At 36.8% G+C, this 18,032-nt stretch carries 15 protein-coding genes, 3 tRNA genes and 1 pseudogene; 12 read left to right on the top strand and 7 right to left on the bottom strand.

The features are described from left to right. Positions 1-432, top strand: a 432-nt coding sequence (locus SSV_RS11705) for a GNAT family N-acetyltransferase (protein WP_441005782.1), incomplete at its 5' end; no start/stop codon positions are given. Here the strand turns inward: SSV_RS11705 and SSV_RS11700 are convergent. The 3 genes and pseudogenes from SSV_RS11700 to SSV_RS11690 all read right to left on the bottom strand — a co-directional run. Next, positions 318-800 (bottom strand): annotated as a pseudogene (locus tag SSV_RS11700) (Cna B-type domain-containing protein); the annotation flags it as partial. The gene SSV_RS11705 and the pseudogene SSV_RS11700 sit on opposite strands and share 115 nt — an antisense overlap. Then, on the bottom strand, positions 801-1,562 hold the full coding sequence (locus SSV_RS11695) for a ParB/RepB/Spo0J family partition protein (protein ID WP_072074890.1): 762 nt from the start codon (positions 1,560-1,562) through the stop codon (positions 801-803). Positions 1,563-1,625: 63 nt separating this feature from the next. Further along, a complete protein-coding gene (locus SSV_RS11690; RefSeq protein WP_072074889.1) occupies positions 1,626-2,798 on the bottom strand; it encodes a serine protease HtrA in 1,173 nt (390 codons plus the stop codon). A 203-nt stretch (positions 2,799-3,001) separates the two neighbouring features. On the opposite strand from SSV_RS11690, the gene rlmH reads away from it, so the two are divergent. From rlmH to SSV_RS11655, 7 genes are all read left to right on the top strand, one after another. After that, positions 3,002-3,481: a 23S rRNA (pseudouridine(1915)-N(3))-methyltransferase RlmH gene (gene rlmH, locus SSV_RS11685; protein WP_072074888.1), complete on the top strand. Its 480-nt coding sequence runs from the start codon at positions 3,002-3,004 to the stop codon at positions 3,479-3,481. A gap of 42 nt (positions 3,482-3,523) precedes the next feature. Further along, a tRNA-Arg gene (locus SSV_RS11680) sits at positions 3,524-3,597 on the top strand. A gap of 181 nt (positions 3,598-3,778) precedes the next feature. Beyond that, positions 3,779-3,886, top strand: coding sequence for a competence protein (locus SSV_RS11675; protein ID WP_072074887.1), 108 nt, complete (start codon positions 3,779-3,781; stop codon positions 3,884-3,886). Between the two features lie 27 nt (positions 3,887-3,913). Then, positions 3,914-5,248, top strand: coding sequence for a competence system sensor histidine kinase ComD (gene comD, locus SSV_RS11670; protein WP_072074886.1), 1,335 nt, complete (start codon positions 3,914-3,916; stop codon positions 5,246-5,248). A gap of 5 nt (positions 5,249-5,253) precedes the next feature. Next, positions 5,254-6,018 (top strand): competence system response regulator transcription factor ComE, encoded by a 765-nt coding sequence (comE, locus tag SSV_RS11665; RefSeq protein ID WP_002899424.1) that lies wholly within the window; start codon positions 5,254-5,256, stop codon positions 6,016-6,018. Between the two features lie 45 nt (positions 6,019-6,063). Then, positions 6,064-6,135 (top strand) — tRNA-Glu (locus SSV_RS11660). 5 nt (positions 6,136-6,140) lie between these two features. Further along, positions 6,141-6,214 (top strand) — tRNA-Asn (locus SSV_RS11655). A gap of 112 nt (positions 6,215-6,326) precedes the next feature. Here the strand turns inward: SSV_RS11655 and SSV_RS11650 are convergent. Together SSV_RS11650 and SSV_RS11645 are read right to left on the bottom strand one after the other, a co-directional pair. Continuing rightward, positions 6,327-8,912: a YfhO family protein gene (locus SSV_RS11650; RefSeq protein ID WP_072074885.1), complete on the bottom strand. Its 2,586-nt coding sequence runs from the start codon at positions 8,910-8,912 to the stop codon at positions 6,327-6,329. A 76-nt stretch (positions 8,913-8,988) separates the two neighbouring features. Continuing rightward, entirely contained in the window at positions 8,989-10,611 is a 1,623-nt protein-coding gene (locus SSV_RS11645) for an ATP-binding cassette domain-containing protein (protein ID WP_072074884.1), read from the bottom strand. 290 nt (positions 10,612-10,901) lie between these two features. Between SSV_RS11645 and trpS the strand changes: the two genes are divergently transcribed. Beyond that, entirely contained in the window at positions 10,902-11,927 is a 1,026-nt protein-coding gene (trpS, locus tag SSV_RS11640; protein WP_072074883.1) for a tryptophan--tRNA ligase, read from the top strand. Positions 11,928-12,131: 204 nt separating this feature from the next. After that, entirely contained in the window at positions 12,132-13,613 is a 1,482-nt protein-coding gene (gene guaB / locus SSV_RS11635; RefSeq protein ID WP_002910933.1) for an IMP dehydrogenase, read from the top strand. A 180-nt stretch (positions 13,614-13,793) separates the two neighbouring features. On the opposite strand, the gene recF is transcribed toward guaB, so the two are convergent. Together recF and yaaA are read right to left on the bottom strand one after the other, a co-directional pair. Beyond that, the gene (gene recF, locus SSV_RS11630) at positions 13,794-14,888 is read right to left on the bottom strand and encodes a DNA replication/repair protein RecF (protein ID WP_072074882.1); all 1,095 of its coding nucleotides are present in this window, start codon (positions 14,886-14,888) and stop codon (positions 13,794-13,796) included. Positions 14,889-14,890: 2 nt separating this feature from the next. Further along, the gene (gene yaaA / locus SSV_RS11625) at positions 14,891-15,289 is read right to left on the bottom strand and encodes a S4 domain-containing protein YaaA (protein ID WP_072074881.1); all 399 of its coding nucleotides are present in this window, start codon (positions 15,287-15,289) and stop codon (positions 14,891-14,893) included. Positions 15,290-15,476: 187 nt separating this feature from the next. Between yaaA and yfmF the strand changes: the two genes are divergently transcribed. Then, the gene (gene yfmF / locus SSV_RS11620) at positions 15,477-16,724 is read left to right on the top strand and encodes an EF-P 5-aminopentanol modification-associated protein YfmF (protein WP_304362499.1); all 1,248 of its coding nucleotides are present in this window, start codon (positions 15,477-15,479) and stop codon (positions 16,722-16,724) included. Continuing rightward, entirely contained in the window at positions 16,724-18,019 is a 1,296-nt protein-coding gene (yfmH, locus tag SSV_RS11615; RefSeq protein WP_072074879.1) for an EF-P 5-aminopentanol modification-associated protein YfmH, read from the top strand. The genes yfmF and yfmH overlap by 1 nt, the downstream gene beginning before the upstream one ends. Positions 18,020-18,032 lie beyond the last annotated feature (13 nt).

Below are 18,032 nucleotides of genomic sequence, written 5' to 3'. Positions count from 1 at the left end.
ATTTTAGAGATGATTGCGGAGTTCGATGCAGCAAAATCCTATATGCATGGTGGCATGGGCTCCGCTTGGAAGCGAGCAAAGGATTATGAGGATTGGTTAAAGATTGTAGAGCAGCAGGAGGATGCTGCTAATTTGCCAGCAGGCTGGGTTCCTGCCATTCAATTTTTATCCTTTGATGAGACCGGCTTGCCTCTGGGCTTTTTAGCTCTGCGCTTGTCTTTGAATGACAAATTATTTGTGGAGGGTGGGCATATTGGCTATTCTATCCGGCCCAGTCAACGCAGAAAGGGCTTGGCTAAGTTGCAGCTAAAGCTAGGGCTGGCAAAAGTCACATTTTGCTCGTCAACAACCGTATCACCATTCAGAATTTTAACCTTAACAGAAGCTGGGCGCTTACCATCTTGGTTATCTGCATCATCCCACTTCTTCTGACCGGAAATCTTGACCGTTTCTGGAGTGTAAGAGTTGGTGATGTTGTAACCGTCCACCTTGCTCGTGTAGCCTGACACAGCTTCTTCTGCAACAGTATAAGCAATTTCTTGGCCTGCTGCATATTTAGGAAGAGGATTAGATTCATATTTCCAACCGTTAGCAGCCGTCACTTCCTGTACATCGACAATATCTTGGCCTTTCAAAATCTTGACTCTAACAGCATTTGGACGCTTGCCGTCTTGGTTTTCCGCATCATCCCACTTCTTCTGACCGGAAATCTTGATGGTTTCTGGCTTGTAAGTGTTGGTCACTACAAAGCCATCAGCAGCATTGCCAGTTACCTGAGATTGATAATGAGGGACTGCGTCTTATTTAAAACTGTTTATAATTCTTTGATATTCTTCTTCGCTTTCAAAAGGAATAATTAGCTTTCCTTTACTCTGGCTTTTTAACTGAATAGAAACTTCCAGACCGAGAATTTTTTTTATTTTTTCCTCTTCAGATTTAGCAAACAGTTCTTTATTAGGTCTCTTTTTAATGCTCTTTTTTTGCTGGAGAAGTTTTTCAACTGCTCGAACCGATAAATCTTCTCGACAGATTTTTTCTAGCCATAATAACTGTTCTTCTTCTTTTAAGGGGACCAGCAGGCGAGCATGTCCTTGAGATATCTCTTCTTCCTTGATAGCTTGACGAACTTCTTTGGATAATTGTAAAAGTCTGACAATATTGCTGATATAGGGTCTAGATTTTCCCATGATCTTAGCAATTTCATCATGTGTCAAGCTTTTGTCAATTAAATTTTGATAAGACTCAGCCTCTTCTATAGGATTCAAGTCTTCTCTTTGAAGGTTTTCGATAATGGCCTGTTTCAGCATTTCATCATCAGATAATTCTTTGATGACAGCTGGGATCGTTTCTAGGCCAAGAAAAGAGGCAGCTCTAAATCTCCGTTCGCCTGCTAAAATTTCATAACCAAAAAGCGAAGATTTCCGAAGAATGATTGGCTGAATGAGACCATTTTCTTTGATTGATGCTGCTAATTCTTCAATCTTTTTTTGCGAGAACTCTTTACGAGGCTGATAAGGATTGGTTCGAATGTCTTTAAGTGCAATATATTGAAAGTTTTCCATTTGTATATAGAATAACACACCTTTACGATTGTGTAAAGGTGTGTTGACAATCTTGTAAATAGGTTAATTTGAGCTTAACTCTTTTGTTGATTTAGTGAGTTTGATTTTGACTGTTTGAGATTTACCATCTCGATAATAAGTAATCTCTACCTCATCTCCAATGCTATGCTTGTAGAGAGCAGACTGAAGGTCACTAGTGGATTCCACATCTGTGTTATCTACTTTTGTAATGACATCATTTTTTTGAAGTTTGCCATCAGCAGGCATCCCTTGCTGAACAGAGCGAACAAGAATACCTGATTTCACTGAAGAAGGAAGATTTAATTTAGAAAAATCAGAAGTTGTCAGATTAGATAAATCCATCATTTGAATCCCTAAAGCAGGACGTGTGACTGTTCCATTTTTCTCAAGTTGATTGATAATATTTACGACATCATTAGATGGAATCGCAAATCCCATCCCTTCAACAGAAGTTTGGCCATTTGTTGAAATTTTACTTGAAGTAATCCCAATAACTTGTCCTTGGATGTTAATCAACGGGCCGCCAGAGTTACCAGGATTGATTGCAGCATCTGTTTGCAATGCAGTTGTTGAAATATTTTCACCATTTTCAGATTGTAACGTAACGTTTCTGCCTAAACTAGAAATAATTCCTTGTGTTACAGAGTTAGCGTATTCTGTTCCAAGAGGACTTCCGATGGCGATTGCTGTTTCACCAACTGTCAGAGAACCAGAATCTCCAAATTCTGCGACATCAGTTACTTTTTCAGAGCTAATTTTAACGACAGAGATATCTGAATAAACATCTGATCCAACTACTTCACCTGGAACCTTGTTTCCATCAGCTAGCAAGATATCTACATTGGTTGATCCATTAAGAACGTGGGTGTTGGTTACCAGATAGGCTGATTTTCCGTCTTTTTTATAAATTACGCCAGAACCTTCACTGGAGATTTGTGATTCATCATTGGAAGATTCATCATTGATAACGCTGCTGGAAGATTCAGCATAAGTAATTACTGAAACAACGGCATTTTGAACCTTTTTCACAGCTTCTGAAATGTCTGTAGAGTTTTTATATGAAGTAGTTACACTAGTTGTTGAATTTCCATTCATTTTTACACGTGAAGTTAATAATGTAGTAACATAATTTCCTAAACTTCCGCCGATAAAACCTACAATTAATACTGCAAAAAGCAATAAAGCCCTTTTGATGGCATTTGAAGAGTTTTTCATGTTTTCCTCCTTGAATTACAATTGATGAAATTATATTTAGACAAACTTAATTATAACTTAAATCCTCTAAGTTTTCCACACCTTGTGGAAAACTTAGAAAAACTGTTGATAGGCATTAGAAAATACACAGATTAGCCGATTCCCAGATAAATTTTACTTGTTAATAAAGTGTGAAGTACTGATGAATATGATAGAATAAACCTATGAAAATAAAACTTGTAACAGTTGGAAAACTGAAAGAAAAATATTTAAAGGATGGAATTGCTGAATACGTAAAGCGCCTCAATCGATTTTGCAAAGTGGAAATGATTGAGCTAGCGGATGAAAAAACACCTGATAAAGCTAGGGATTTAGAAAATCAGCAGATTCTTGAAAAAGAAGGGAATAAAGTTCTGGCTAAAATCAATGAGCGTGAATTTGTTATTGTTTTAGCAATTGAAGGAAAGCAATTTCCATCAGAAAAATTTAGTCAACTCATGATGGATGCGACAGTACGTGGTTTTTCTGATATCACTTTTGTTATCGGCGGAAGTTTAGGTTTATCTCCTACTGTAAAAAAACGAGCAAATCTTCTGATGAGTTTTGGCAAATTAACCTTACCTCATCAACTGATGCGCCTTGTTTTAATAGAGCAAATCTATCGAGCTTTTATGATTCAGCAGGGAAGCCCTTATCACAAGTAATCTTGACGGCAACCCCATTTTCTGATAGAATGAGATAGTATTGGTCTCATAGCTCAGCTGGATAGAGCATTCGCCTTCTAAGCGAACGGTCGCAGGTTCGAATCCTGCTGAGATCAGAAAGGTAAAAAAATGCGGAATATTTTACAATATTTCGTGTTTTTTTCTTCTATTTTTTTGGTATAATGTCATTTTGGGGATAAAAAATGACATTTCAGGGAAAATTGTCACTAACTCTTTCTATTTTTCTATAATGATAAATGTAAGGTGACTTACAAGATAAAAAGATAGGAGATAGTTATGAAAATCTATTCTTTTCAAATTGCTGCAAATAGCAATTCACTTGTTCAAACCTTTTGGGATTTAAGAGGTATTCCAAATCCATGGGATTGGATTTTTGGAAGATAAGAATTTTAAAGTTTAGGGGAGAAATTTATGTCACTTGAAATAATCGGATTAATTATTCATCCTTTTATTAATGTAACTGCATTTTTAGTGATTTTATCAAAAATCACTAAAATTAAGCATACTCGCTTTTTTGTAGCTGTTTGCTTTGGTCTTGAGATTATAATTCCGTTTATAATTGCTTTTTTAGGGCATGTGTTTTCATTTGAAATCACATTTCCATCTTATACGCTGTCATTTTTTCTCCCTCTATTTATAGTTTGGTATTTTTGTGGAGTTGAAAAAATTAAAAAATATCAATCTTTCTTACTTTCCTTATTTTTATGTTTGTCAATTGATAGCTCTACTACTTTCTTTTCTGTTATTATTTCATCTGTTTTAGGAGATGATTTTGTAGCTCAGTACATGGGTTTGTTTCTGACATGTATCAACTTACTTTCCTTGTTCTTTATGGTAAAGGTTATTGATATTTTTGATTTCAGAATAGATTATCTTAAAAGAAGTTTCTTTAAATCTCAGATTCTGATGATTAGTAGTTTATATGCAATGAATTGGCTGATTTTAAATATCTCTCACTGGATTAGTAATATAAAGCATTTCAACAGTTTTAGCAGTATGATTGCTACTATTTGTTTCTTGGCCTTTCTTTCTACCTTGGTGACATTCAAGGACAGCCGTGAGAAATACGAGAAAGAAGAACGTTTGCGTCAAAAAGAATCTGAGCAGCTTCGACTTCAGGAATATACTGATGAAATTGTGAGATTGTACTATGAAATCAAAGGATTTCGTCATGATTATGCTAGCATGCTGACAAGTATGCAAGTGGCTATTCAAACTGGAGATATCAAAGAAATTGAGCATATTTATCAAGAGGTCTTGGCTGATGCAAATTTGAACCTGCGTTCAGATAAATATACAGTTTTTGATTTGAATAATGTAGGAGATTCAGCTTTAAGGAGTGTCATGACTGAGACAATCTTTCAAGCGCGTGAACATCAGATTCAGCTGACTTTTGAAGTTAAGGATAAAGTGGAACGCCTTCCAATCAAGTTGTTAGATCTGGTCAGAATTGCTAGTATTTTATTAAATAATGCTATTGAGAGTGCAATTGACAGCCTGGAAAAAATTGTCCATGTTTCTCTGGTTCAACTGGATGATAGAACCATTTTTGTTGTTCAAAATTCTCGTAAAGAAGGAAAATTGGATTTGGAAGAACTCTATCAGCCGGAATTTTCAACTAAAGGAGAAAATAGAGGCTATGGATTGAATAACATCAAGGAAATTTTAGATAGGTATGAATTTATCACTCTTGATACACAAATTGAGCCAAGAAGTTTTACACAGATTTTAACAATTAGGAGATAGAATTTATGAAAGTGTTAGTTTTAGAGGATACTGTATCTCATCAAGTCAGGATGGAAACGACATTAGCAGAAATTGCTGAGGAACTTGGAATTGACATCCAGGTTCAGGTTACAGGAAAAATCAAAGAATTCAAAAAATATATTGAAAATGGAGACGTTAACCAGCTTTATTTTTTGGATATTGACATTAAAGGAGAGGAAACAAAAGGGCTGGAAGTAGCTCAATTTATCCGTCATCATAATCCTTATGCCATTATAGTTTTTGTAACCTCAAAATCTGAATTTGCTACTATGACTTTTAAATATAAAGTATCAGCACTTGATTTTATTGATAAAGATATCAACAATGATGCTTTTAAAAATAGAATCAAAGACAGTATTCTTTACACTAAGAGTACACTGATTGAAAATACCAATATGGTAGATTATTTTGAATATAGTTATCGTGGCAATGATGTTCGAATGCCTTATAACGATATTTTGTATATCGAAACGACAGGGAGCTCCCATAAACTTCGGATTGTCGGTAAAAATTTTCTCAAGGAGTTTTATGGAACGATAACAGATATTCAAGAAAAAGATCAGCAATCTAAACGATTTTTTTCACCACATAAATCTTATCTGGTGAATATTGGCAACATTGTTGATTATGACAAGAAAAATCGAGAAATTATTTTTTACGAAAATCATCGCTGTCCGGTCACTCGTTTAAGAGTGAAATATCTGAAAGATATTTTCGAAAATAAAGGGAAAAGAGTTGACAAAGCTTAAAAACCTGATATAATGGAATATGTTCTGAAAGAGAGCATACCATATGGTCCGTTGGTCAAGGGGTTAAGACACCGCCTTTTCACGGCGGTAACACGGGTTCGAATCCCGTACGGACTATATTATCCGGCATAGCTCAGTTGGTAGTAGCGCATGACTGTTAATCATGATGTCGTAGGTTCGAGTCCTACTGCCGGAGCTAGAGACACTCCTAGTGGGTGTTTTTTTATTGTTCAAAAAAAGGCCTTCACTAGCATTTTTTATGAAGAGCCTTATTTTTTATATTGGTAAAGAGCTGATTTTTGATATATTTATATTCTCTGTTGTTTCCTACGTAGAAAATTATAGCAAACAAATAAGATTATGCCAGATATGAAGGCAATGCCACCTTCTTTCAGTCCATTAGGAATAAAAGTGAGGACAACATTTCCTTCTCCTTTTTTCACATCTAATTTCATAAAGCCGTTTTGAGCTCGTTTTAGTGTGACAGGCTTCCCGTTAAGAGTGGCTGACCATCCCTTATCATAAGGAATGGTAAAGAATAATGAAGTATCCTTTTCCGCTCTATAGTTTGTTTTTACTGTGTTTAAATCAGTAGTTGTGGAAACAAGCTGCTCTTTTAATTTTTGAATGACATTTTGATATTGCTCAGTATTAACGGCAAAAAATTCTGGCGTATCAAATGAAACTGTCGAATTGTCTGGGAATGTAAAGCGAATAGATACTGTTTGACTTTGACTGAAATAGCCAGCATTAAAGAAAGGAAATACATTATTAGTTGTATAACGTTCTGTAAAGTTATTGACAGTAATGTCAATATCTGTCTGATCATCATTACTAAAATCAATCCCAGCAACATTAACATATAGTTGACTGTTAGCAGGTACATTGACAGTATAGATTACACTAGCAAAGCTTGTATTATGCTCTCTGTCAACATAAACAGTTACTCTGTTACCAATTTGCTTGACATTTTCATTAGTAGTTATAGCATCTACTTTATCATAATATTTAAAATCAAAACCAGTCAACCGATTTAAAAATTCTGTTTGATTATCTAGGGTCAAATTTGTAAACTTGACATCCTGGTAAACATCATTTGTCAGAAAAGCTAAACCAAGAGCAGCATCATTTTGGTAGAGAGACATTTCTTTTTCAGTTTTCTCAGGAAGAAAACCAAATTTTTGAGGATCTGTTTCAGATAGATTGTAGCGAACACCAAAAATACTGTCCATCAAAATACTATTGTTTTGATATCGGAGATTCAGATTTGTTCCTGCTGATTTAAAACCAAGTTTATCTAAAGTAGAACTTGCCTGAGTATTTCGAACAGATGAGAACTGGGAAATTCCATTGTAGTTGAATTTCATACTGTCATTTCCCGTTTGTGGATTCAATCTTTCTGTTCTAAAAAAGTCAATATTGTCCTTTTTGGAATAATTGACAAGCTTGTCAATCTCGTCAAGGTGACTGGCATAAGATGAACGAGTGGCAAATACCCATTCTTTAGCAATTCCTCCAACTTGATAATAGGAATTAAGCGACAATTCAAAAGTAACAAAGAAGAGCAAGACAGGGAGAATGATTTTTGGTTGAATAGAAGATTTTGCTAAGACAAAGCTAATCAAGAGATAAGCCAGCAGAAATTCTAATGTTAGAATATAATTCTCAGGACCTAAAAAGTCATAATGTTTTCTCTGGATAAAAGTCATAATGAATCCGAGACTGAGCAAAGTGAAACTAATGGCAACATTCATCAATTTCACGTCTTTCCAACGATTTAAAGTCTCAGCAGCCATATAGATAACTACCAGAGAAAATAGCCAAGAATAACGGTGAAGAAACATGTTCGGAGCATGCATTCCCTGCCAAAGTAAGTCTAAATATTGAAGATAGAAACTAGCTATGAAAATTACAAGGAGTAAAAAGTAGCAAAGTTTCACGTGAAACTTAACAGATTTTAAGGTGAAAAATAAGATAGCCAAAATCAAGGGGAAGGTGCCGACATAAATCATAGGGATAGAACCATACTTGGTTGTATCAAAACTGCCAATAAAATTTTTAGCAAACACATCTAAAAACCAACTTTTTTCTGTTAACAAAGAAGAAACTTTTGTTAATGTTTCACCATGAGTGCTTATGTCTAGGTAAGTTGGCAGAATCATGATTAAGCTAGTCAGACCTGCTAAAGCAGATACGACTGTAAAGTCAAGTAAACTTTTAATTCTATTTTTGAAATCCCAAGATAATTGAAGAAGGTACCAAAAGACCAAAAAGATTGCCATCATATACCCAAAATAATAATTTTGGATAAAGAGGATTGACAGTGTTGTAAAGTATAGTACTCTTCCTTTTCCAGTTATCAACCTATGTAAACCTAGCACTATCAAAGGTGCAAGGATAAACACATCCAGCCAGGTTTTTATTTCCAATTGACTGACTGAAAAACTCATTAAAGAAAATGAAGTTGAAAGAGTGATGATGAGTAAAGCTGGAATCTTTTTGAATATTCCTTTGATGCTGATAAAGGCAGAGAGTCCAATTAATCCAAACTTGATTAAGGTAAATAGATAGACGGCATCTGGCATTGATTTCAAATCAAAGAAATAAACCAGAGGAGATAAGAAGCTACCTAAATAATAACTGGATAAAGCATAGAAATTCTGGCCCAGTCCACTGGAGAAAGTATAGAAAATACTGTCTGTGCCATGGAGGATATTTCTTAGGTTAGTGTCAAAAATGACATACTGATGAAAGCCATCACCAAGCAAGGGAGATGTTTCGCTATTCCAGTAAATTCCATACATCAAGTAGACAAAGAACATGATGAAAAATGGAAGAAAGAAGGCACAAAAATAAGGCCAATTTTTTTTAAAATATTCTTTAATGTGATTCATATTTCTTATATAGAAAGAGGCAGAAACGTTGTTTCATGCCTCTGTAAAGCTTTGTAAACGTAAATTGACAAGGGAATTAATCTTTCCAAAGTTCCTTGACTTTTGCCTGAACTTCCTGATTTTCCAAGAATTCATCATAAGTTTCGTCAATGCGGTCAATCACACCATTTTTAGACAGGACAATGATATGGTTGGCCAGGGTTTGAATAAATTCATGGTCATGGCTAGCAAAAATAATGGATCCTTTGAAGTTTTTCAATCCATCATTTAAGCTGGAGATTGATTCCAAATCTAAGTGATTGGTCGGATCGTCTAAGACTAAAACGTTGGATTTAAGCAACATCAACTTAGATAGCATAACCCGAACTTTTTCTCCTCCTGACAAGACATTGACAGACTTGTTAACCTCATCTCCAGAGAAAAGCATGCGTCCAAGGAATCCTCGAAGGAAGGTGTTGTCATCCTCTTCTTTGCTAGCAAATTGACGCAGCCAGTCAAGGATTGATTCGCCACTAGCAAAGTCACGAGAATTATCTTTTGGCAGGTAAGATTGACTTGTTGTGACACCCCACTTGACAGTTCCTTCATACTCAATATCACCCATCAAAGCACGAATCAAAGCTGTTGTTTGGATGTCGTTTTGGCCAATCAAAGCTGTTTTATCGCCAGGACGTAAAATGAAGTTAATATTATCAAGAATAATTTCTCCGTCTATCTTGACAGAAAGGTTTTCCACTGTCAAGAGATCATTACCGATTTCACGTTCTGCTTTAAAGCTGATAAATGGGTATTTACGGCTAGATGGAACAATTTCTTCTAACTCAATCTTGTCAAGCATCTTTTTACGAGAAGTTGCTTGTTTTGATTTTGAAGCATTGGCAGAAAAGCGAGCAACAAATTCTTGAAGTTGCTTGATTTTTTCTTCTGCTTTGGCATTTCGGTCAGCAAGAAGCTTAGCCGCTAGTTCGCTTGATTCTTTCCAGAAATCATAGTTTCCGACATAGAGTTTGATTTTTCCAAAGTCAAGGTCGGCCATATGAGTGCAGACTTTATTCAAAAAGTGACGGTCGTGGGATACAACAATAACTGTATTGTCAAAATCAATAAGAAAGTCTTCCAGCCAAGTAATAGACTGAATATCTAAACCGTTAGTTGGCTCGTCCAGAAGTAAGACATCAGGTTTACCAAAAAGGGCTTTGGCTAAGAGTACTTTGACCTTGTCTCCGTTAGAGAGCTCGCTCATATTTTGATAGTGAAGATCTTCTGGAATATTGAGGTTTTGCAATAATTGAGAAGCTTCACTTTCAGCTTCCCAGCCACCTAGCTCAGCAAATTCTCCCTCAAGCTCTGCTGCACGTACACCATCTTCATCAGAAAAATCAGACTTCATATAAATAGCATCTTTTTCTTTCATGATGTTGTAGAGATGCTCATTTCCCATGATTACAACATCAATAGCCCGTTCTTCTTCATAGTCAAAGTGGTTCTGGCGAAGGACTGAAAGACGTTCATTTGGTCCGAGAGAAATGTGGCCTGTTGTTGGCTCGATATCGCCAGCTAAAATTTTTAAAAAGGTTGATTTTCCAGCGCCGTTAGCTCCAATCAATCCATAAGTATTTCCTTCTGTAAATTTGATGTTGACTTCATCAAACAATTTTCGGTCACTGAAACGCAGTGATACATCTGATACTGTAAGCAATGTCTTTCTCCTATATATATAATCTTCTTCATTTTACTAGAAAACAGAACTTTTTTCAAATAATTCTGAGATAAAAAGTAAAAAACGAAGCCAAAAGAAAAAAGAAGAATAGAATGAACTAAGATTTTTAGATTTTACAACCAGAATAGTTTGTCAATTAAGTTTACAAATATTGTAAAGGTATGTCAATCAAGCTGTAAAAACTGGATTTTTCGCTTTTTTCTAGAAACTTCTTTCTCATTTTCATTGAAAATGATATAATGAACTCATTATAAATTGAGGAGTAATAAATGACTAAACCAATTATTTTAACAGGAGATCGTCCCACAGGAAAATTGCATATTGGTCATTATGTAGGAAGTTTACGAAACCGCGTGCTTTTGCAGGATCAGGGTAAGTATGAGATGTTCGTATTTTTGGCTGATCAGCAAGCTTTGACAGATCATGCAAAGGACCCTCAGACAATTGTTGAGTCCATTGGGAATGTAGCTTTGGATTATCTGGCAGCTGGATTGGATCCTGAAAAGGTGACTATTTTTATTCAAAGTCAGATTCCTGAGTTGGCAGAGTTGTCAATGTATTACATGAATTTGGTGTCATTGGCTCGTCTTGAGCGTAATCCTACTGTCAAGACTGAGATTGCGCAAAAAGGATTTGGTGAAAGTTTGCCGACTGGTTTTTTAGTTTATCCGATTTCTCAAGCTGCAGATATCACTGCTTTCAAGGCTAATTATGTACCAGTAGGCCATGATCAAAAACCTATGATTGAGCAGACTCGGGAAATTGTCCGTTCCTTTAATAACGCCTATCAGACAGATGTTTTGGTAGAGCCAGAAGGAATTTATCCTGAAAATGAAGCTGCTGGACGCTTGCCTGGTTTGGATGGCAATGCCAAGATGTCCAAATCTCTCAATAATGGCATTTATCTGGCAGATGACATGGATATTCTGCAAAAGAAAGTCATGAGTATGTACACAGATCCGAATCATATCAGAGTAGAAGATCCTGGAAAAGTTGAGGGCAACATGGTCTTTCATTACCTGGATGTTTTTGGCCGCCCAGAAGATGCTGCGGATATTGCTTCAATGAAAGAGCATTATCAAAGAGGTGGTCTGGGAGATGTCAAAACTAAACGCTATCTGTTAGAAATTTTAGAGCGAGAGTTAGGTCCGATTCGTGAACGTCGTGTGGAGTTTGCTCAAGATATGGGGCAGGTCTATCAGATGCTGAAAGAAGGATGCGATAAGGCACGTCAAACCGCCGCTCAGACACTTTCAGAAGTGAAGTCTGCGATGGGGATTAATTATTTTAAATAACGAACATTATTGATTATAAATCACAAAAACTATCGTTTTTAGTTTCAAAAATGATGGTTTTTATTTTTTGTGTAATAATGATTGACAATTTCCTATAGAATGGTATGATATTAACAACAAAAAAACCAGCTCTTATTCAAAGAAAACTGAACTTCAATTTTCTTTGGGTATTAGTTTAATAAAAAGGAAAAGAGGAAACTGTGGATGTCTAACTGGGACACTAAATTTTTGAAAAAAGGTTTTACCTTTGATGATGTGCTGCTGATTCCAGCTGAAAGCCATGTACTGCCCAACGATGCTGATTTGAGTACCAAGCTTGCTGAGAATCTGACTTTAAATATCCCAATCATTACTGCTGCCATGGACACTGTTACAGAGAGTCAGATGGCTATCGCTATTGCCCGTGCCGGCGGTCTTGGAGTTATCCACAAAAATATGTCTATTGAGCAACAGGCTGATGAAGTTCGAAAGGTTAAACGTTCTGAGAATGGCGTTATTATTGATCCTTTTTTCCTAACGCCAGAGCATACGATTGCTGAAGCAGATGAGTTGATGGGACGTTACCGTATCAGTGGTGTTCCTGTTGTAGAAACTCTTGAAAATCGTAAGTTAGTAGGGATTCTAACTAATCGTGATTTGCGTTTTATTTCTGACTATGACCAACCTATTTCTCGCCATATGACCAGTGAGAATCTTGTAACGGCGCCTGTTGGAACAGATTTGGGAACTGCAGAGCGTATTTTGCAAGAGCACCGGATTGAAAAGTTGCCTTTGGTTGACGATAAGGGATGTCTTTCAGGTTTGATTACCATTAAAGATATTGAAAAGGTTATTGAGTTTCCAAATGCTGCTAAAGATGAGTTTGGCCGTCTCTTGGTAGCTGGTGCTGTCGGTGTTACTTCAGATACCTTTGAACGTGCGGAAGCTCTCTTTGAAGCAGGTGCTGATGCGATTGTTATTGATACTGCTCATGGCCACTCAGCTGGAGTTTTGCGTAAGATTGCAGAGATTCGTGCTCATTTCCCTGATCGCACCTTGATTGCTGGAAATATTGCAACAGCTGAAGGTGCACGCGCTCTTTATGAAGCAGGTGTGGATGTTGTTAAGGTCGGAATTGGTCCTGGTTCTATCTGTACAACCCGTGTCATTGCTGGTGTTGGCGTTCCCCAAGTAACTGCTATTTATGATGCAGCTGCTGTGGCGCGTGAATACGGAAAAACCATCATTGCTGATGGTGGAATTAAGTATTCTGGAGATATTGTTAAGGCCTTGGCTGCAGGCGGAAATGCTGTTATGTTGGGCTCGATGTTTGCAGGAACAGACGAAGCGCCAGGCGAGACAGAAATCTTCCAAGGTCGGAAATTTAAGACTTATCGTGGTATGGGCTCTATTGCCGCTATGAAGAAGGGCTCTAGTGACCGTTACTTCCAAGGGTCTGTTAATGAAGCTAATAAGCTAGTTCCAGAAGGAATTGAAGGCCGTGTGGCGTACAAGGGAGCTGCTGCAGATATTGTCTTCCAGATGCTCGGTGGTATCCGCTCTGGAATGGGCTATGTTGGTGCTGCAAATCTGCAAGAACTTCACGATAATGCTCAGTTTATTGAGATGAGTGGTGCTGGATTGAAGGAAAGCCACCCTCATGATGTGCAAATTACAAATGAAGCCCCTAACTATTCAGTTCAATAAAAAATAAAACGAGGTCGGGAATTTTTCCTAACCTCTTTTTAAATTTACGATTTAAATTGACATACTTTTACAATTCAAAAGGCTATAAAAGCTGTTCTAACAACAATTCGATATAATTCGTTTACAATATAAGCAATTTTTTGTAAATAAAATTTACAAAAACGTAAACCTCATGTAATGCTAGGATTGAGATATGATTTGTCCTTGTTGGATGGTGAAAATTTTTATATCTTGTGGAAGATTTTTTAAATGTTCTAGAGTTGTTGTAGTGATGAAAGTTTGAATATCCTGAGAAATAGTTTCTAATAATTTTAGTTGGCGGTTATTGTCAAGTTCGCTCATTACATCGTCAAGCAACAAAATAGGCGTTTCCTTCGTAATGCTTTCTATTAACTTGATTTCGGCTAGTTTCAGTGATAAAACAAGACTGCGATGCTGACCTTGACTACCAAAGTTGGCATCCATCTGGTTGATAAAAAAAGCAATATCATCACGATGGGGACCAACGCCTGTATTTTTTTTGAATAGATCGCGTTTACGGCTGCTTAATAAAGAAGAGTGGTAAGTTTCTTCTAAACTGTCAATTTGGTGTAAAGGAATAGATGACAGATACTTGACAGTCAATTCTTCCAAATTTTGAGAGATGTCCCAGTGCTTGTCTTGAGCAAAGCTTTCTAATTTTTGCAAAAAATCTAACCGATGCCTGATCACACGACAGCCATAGTCAACCAGCTGCTCATCAAGGACAGTCAAGAAGGTTTCATCAACTTTATCATTAGCTTTCAGATAGACATTGCGTTGTTTGAGGACATGATTATAATTGGATAGATCTGATAGATAGACAGGCTTGATTTGTCCAAGCTCAATGTCTATAAATTTACGACGTAGACTGGGAGAACCTTTAATCAACTGTAAATCTTCAGGAGCAAAAAGAACAACATTCATAGTTCCAATATAGTCTGATAATTTACTTTGTTTCAAGTGATTGACTTTTGTGATGCGACCTTTTGGTGTCAAGTTAATGTCAAGAGGAACTTTGCCAGTCTTTTTTTCTAAGAGGCCAGAGACAAGGAGGTCATTTTCTGTAAAATGAATCAGATCCTTATCTGAGCGTGTGCGGTGGCTTCTTGTCAAGGCTAGGAAATAAACAGCTTCTAAAATATTGGTTTTACCTTGTGCGTTCTGGCCTAGAAAGACATTTAAGCCAGGATGGAAGTCAATATCAGCTTCCTGATAATTTCGGAAATGCTTGATTTTTAATGATTGCAGCCACATGATTAGATACCAGGGAAGCGAACAGGCCTTTTAGTAGTTTTCTGCTTTTTAGGTAGCCCTGTATTCTTACGCTTTTCTTTTTTAGAAGTCTGAGATTTTTTTAAATCCTTATTCATGGCTTTGACAAGTTCAGCAACTCGTTTTTTTTCTGCCATTTCTTTCTGGTGTTGCAGAATTTCTTCTTGACTAGGAGCTGTCAGATTAATTTCAATTCCTTGCTCAGGAAGGGAAATCCTATCATTGACACGGAGTTTTTTCCCCCGGCGGTTTTCTGGCTCACCGTTAAAAAGGACTGGATACTCACTTAGAAATGTTTTAATTGCTCCGCCGCTTTGGATAATTCCTGTTTCTTTTAAAAGGGCTTGTAGCGTGATGTAGTCATCAAATAATTTATATTCCATATTTCACCTCAACCCTGTCATTATACCATATTTGTTAGTAAAAAGTGCTGAGGTGCTTTGGATAAAAGCGGAAATTTTCTCCTGTTATCAGAAAACGTTTTAATCAGTAAAAAGCTTTCTAGAACAAACAAATCAGATGCATTTCATGATATAATAGTAGTCTATATTATTCAGTATGAGGGGCGTCATGGAAATCACTAAAGGAGTTCGTCTCCATTTTATTCAATCAGAAAAATTTAAAACAAACAAAATTAGGGTTCGTTTTTCAGCGCCTATGTCCAAAGAAACAGTAGCTGGTCGGGTTTTAACAGCCAGCATGCTAGAGACTGTCAATACGGTTTATCCTACTTCACAGGCTTTTAGAGAACGTTTGGCCAATTTGTATGGTGCTGATTATTCAACGAGTCTTTCAAGGAGAGGATTGGTGCATTATTTAGATATCAATCTTTCTTTTGTGCGGGATAAATTTTTGAGTCGTAAGAATGTCCTGACAGATGTTATGCTTGATTTTTTGAAAGCTAGCTTGTTTTCTCCATTGGTAAGTCAGGACGCTTTTGATGAATCTGCTTTTGAAATTGAGAAGAAAAATATCTTGAATGATTTGGAAGCAGAAATTGAGAATCATTTTTATCATGCTCATCGAGAATTAGATAAACTCTTTTATGAAGAAGAGGAAATGCAGATGCCTCGTGTTGGGACGATTGAATTAATCCAGAAAGAGACAGCTGCAAGCAGTTTTGCTGCTTTTCAGCAGATGCTTCAGGAAAATCAGATTGACTTTTTCTTTATTGGGGACTTTAATGAAGTGGCTGTTCGGGAGAAAATTCAATCTTTCAATTTTGCGCCTCGCCAGCAAGAACTTCAGTTAGTTTATCAGCAAGAATATTCCAATGTTTTGCGAGAAGGACTGGAGCAGAAAGATGTCCATCAGTCAATTATTGAGTTGGCCTATCACTTCCCTATTCAGTACGGAGAGAGTGAGCACCTGCCTTTGGTCGTTTTAAATGCTTTGCTAGGTGGCTTTGCCCATTCGAAATTATTTGTCAATCTTCGTGAAAAGGAAGGACTGGCTTATACAATTTCTAGCAATTTTGATATTTTTTCAGGAATGATGAGGATTTACGCTGGTATTGACCGCAGTAATCGGACCAGAACAGTTGCTTTAATCAACCGACAGATTCTTGATTTGAAGCGTGGGAATTTTAGTCTGGAAGAACTGAATCAAACCAAGAAAATGCTAAGAAATTCAGTATTGTTAGCTCAGGATCGACAGAATACAATCTTAGAGAGAGCTTATATGGCTTCTGTTTTAGGGAAAAAATTCTTATCTCTTGAAGCTTGGCTGGAAGCTTTGGAACAGGTTCATAAAGATGATATTGTCAAAGCAGCTGGTCTCTTAAAATTACAAGCTATTTACTTTATGGAAGGAAAATAATGCAGGGAGAAGTGCTAGAAAAAATCAATTATTCAGCAGTGGGAGAAACTGTTTATCAGACAGTCTTAGCAAATGGTTTGCGTGTGTTTCTTCTGCCTAAAAATGATTTTAATGAAACTTATGGGATTATCTCAACTAATTTTGGTTCAGTGGATACAGGGATTGTTTCACGTGAAACCAAGCAGGTTACCCAATATCCGGCGGGAATAGCTCATTTTTTGGAACATAAGCTTTTTGAAGGCCCGCAGGGAAAGGATTTGCTGTTGGAATTTACTAAGCTAGGGGCTGAGAGCAATGCCTTTACAAGCTTTACTCGGACTAGCTATCTGTTTTCTGCAACGGATAATATTTCAGAAAATCTACAGCTTTTGCAAGAACTGGTGCATCGGGTTGATTTCACAAAAGAATCCATTTTGCGGGAACAGGATATTATCGGCCAAGAAATTGAAATGTATCAGGATAATCCAGATTATCGTCTCTTTTTTGGAGCCTTGGCCAATCTCTATCCTCAAACACCTCTGGCAGAAGACATTGCAGGAACGAAAGAGTCCATCTCTGAGATTACCGTCGAAAATTTGAAGGAAAATTTCAGTAACTTTTATCATCCTTCTAATATGACTTTGTTTGTAATTGGTAATTTCGATTTGGCGCAGATAGCTGCTGAGATTGCAGAACAGCAGGAAAAACTAGTTTTTCCTGGGAGTTCGGAACCTATTGAAAAAATTCCTGTTAGCCTTCACCCAGTGGTGTCAACGGATACCTACCGAATGGAGGTGGCTAGTCCAAAACTGGCAGTTGGGATTCGAGGGACAGATTTTGTTGATGAATCGGAGTTGTATCGCTATAAAATCACTTTGAAACTCTTATTTGCCATGATGTTTGGCTGGACTTCCAAGCGTTTCCAGTCCCTCTATGAAAGTGGGAAAATGGATAATTCTTTAACGCTGGAAGTGGAAGTAGAAAAAGATTTTCACTTTGTCATGCTGACGATGGATACTCAGGAACCGGTGGGACTTTCTCATCAATTTCGTTCAGCTATCAAGAGTTTTGACAAGGATCCGGATGTGACAGAAGAGCATTTGGATACCATCAAAAGTGAGATGTTTGGTGATTTTCTGCATGGTTTAAACTCGCTTGAGTATATTGCAACTCAGTATGAACCGCATTTGACGGGTGAGAATCTGTTTGATTTACCGAAAATTTTACAGGATATCAGCTTGAATGATGTGATAAAACTAGGTCATCGATTTATCAATCAGTGTGATATGACAGATTTTACTATTTTTCCAAAATAATTCCAGAATCGTT

Source organism: Streptococcus sanguinis, from assembly GCF_001078705.1.
In the GTDB taxonomy this organism is placed as follows: Bacteria; Bacillota; Bacilli; order Lactobacillales; family Streptococcaceae; genus Streptococcus; species Streptococcus sanguinis_D.
Note: the sequence above shows the minus strand (reverse complement) of the source record. Positions and strands in the feature narration are given on the sequence as shown.

Bases quoted from the DNA above. Each gene is read 5' to 3' on its own strand.
- SSV_RS11695 (WP_072074890.1), bottom strand. From the start codon at position 1,562: ATGGAAAACTTTCAATATATTGCACTTAAAGACATTCGAACCAATCCT.
- SSV_RS11690 (WP_072074889.1), bottom strand. From the start codon at position 2,798: ATGAAAAACTCTTCAAATGCCATCAAAAGGGCTTTATTGCTTTTTGCA.
- rlmH (WP_072074888.1), top strand. From the start codon at position 3,002: ATGAAAATAAAACTTGTAACAGTTGGAAAACTGAAAGAAAAATATTTA.
- SSV_RS11675 (WP_072074887.1), top strand. From the start codon at position 3,779: ATGAAAATCTATTCTTTTCAAATTGCTGCAAATAGCAATTCACTTGTT.
- comD (WP_072074886.1), top strand. From the start codon at position 3,914: ATGTCACTTGAAATAATCGGATTAATTATTCATCCTTTTATTAATGTA.
- comE (WP_002899424.1), top strand. From the start codon at position 5,254: ATGAAAGTGTTAGTTTTAGAGGATACTGTATCTCATCAAGTCAGGATG.
- SSV_RS11650 (WP_072074885.1), bottom strand. From the start codon at position 8,912: ATGAATCACATTAAAGAATATTTTAAAAAAAATTGGCCTTATTTTTGT.
- trpS (WP_072074883.1), top strand. From the start codon at position 10,902: ATGACTAAACCAATTATTTTAACAGGAGATCGTCCCACAGGAAAATTG.
- guaB (WP_002910933.1), top strand. From the start codon at position 12,132: ATGTCTAACTGGGACACTAAATTTTTGAAAAAAGGTTTTACCTTTGAT.
- recF (WP_072074882.1), bottom strand. From the start codon at position 14,888: ATGTGGCTGCAATCATTAAAAATCAAGCATTTCCGAAATTATCAGGAA.
- yaaA (WP_072074881.1), bottom strand. From the start codon at position 15,289: ATGGAATATAAATTATTTGATGACTACATCACGCTACAAGCCCTTTTA.
- yfmF (WP_304362499.1), top strand. From the start codon at position 15,477: ATGGAAATCACTAAAGGAGTTCGTCTCCATTTTATTCAATCAGAAAAA.
- yfmH (WP_072074879.1), top strand. From the start codon at position 16,724: ATGCAGGGAGAAGTGCTAGAAAAAATCAATTATTCAGCAGTGGGAGAA.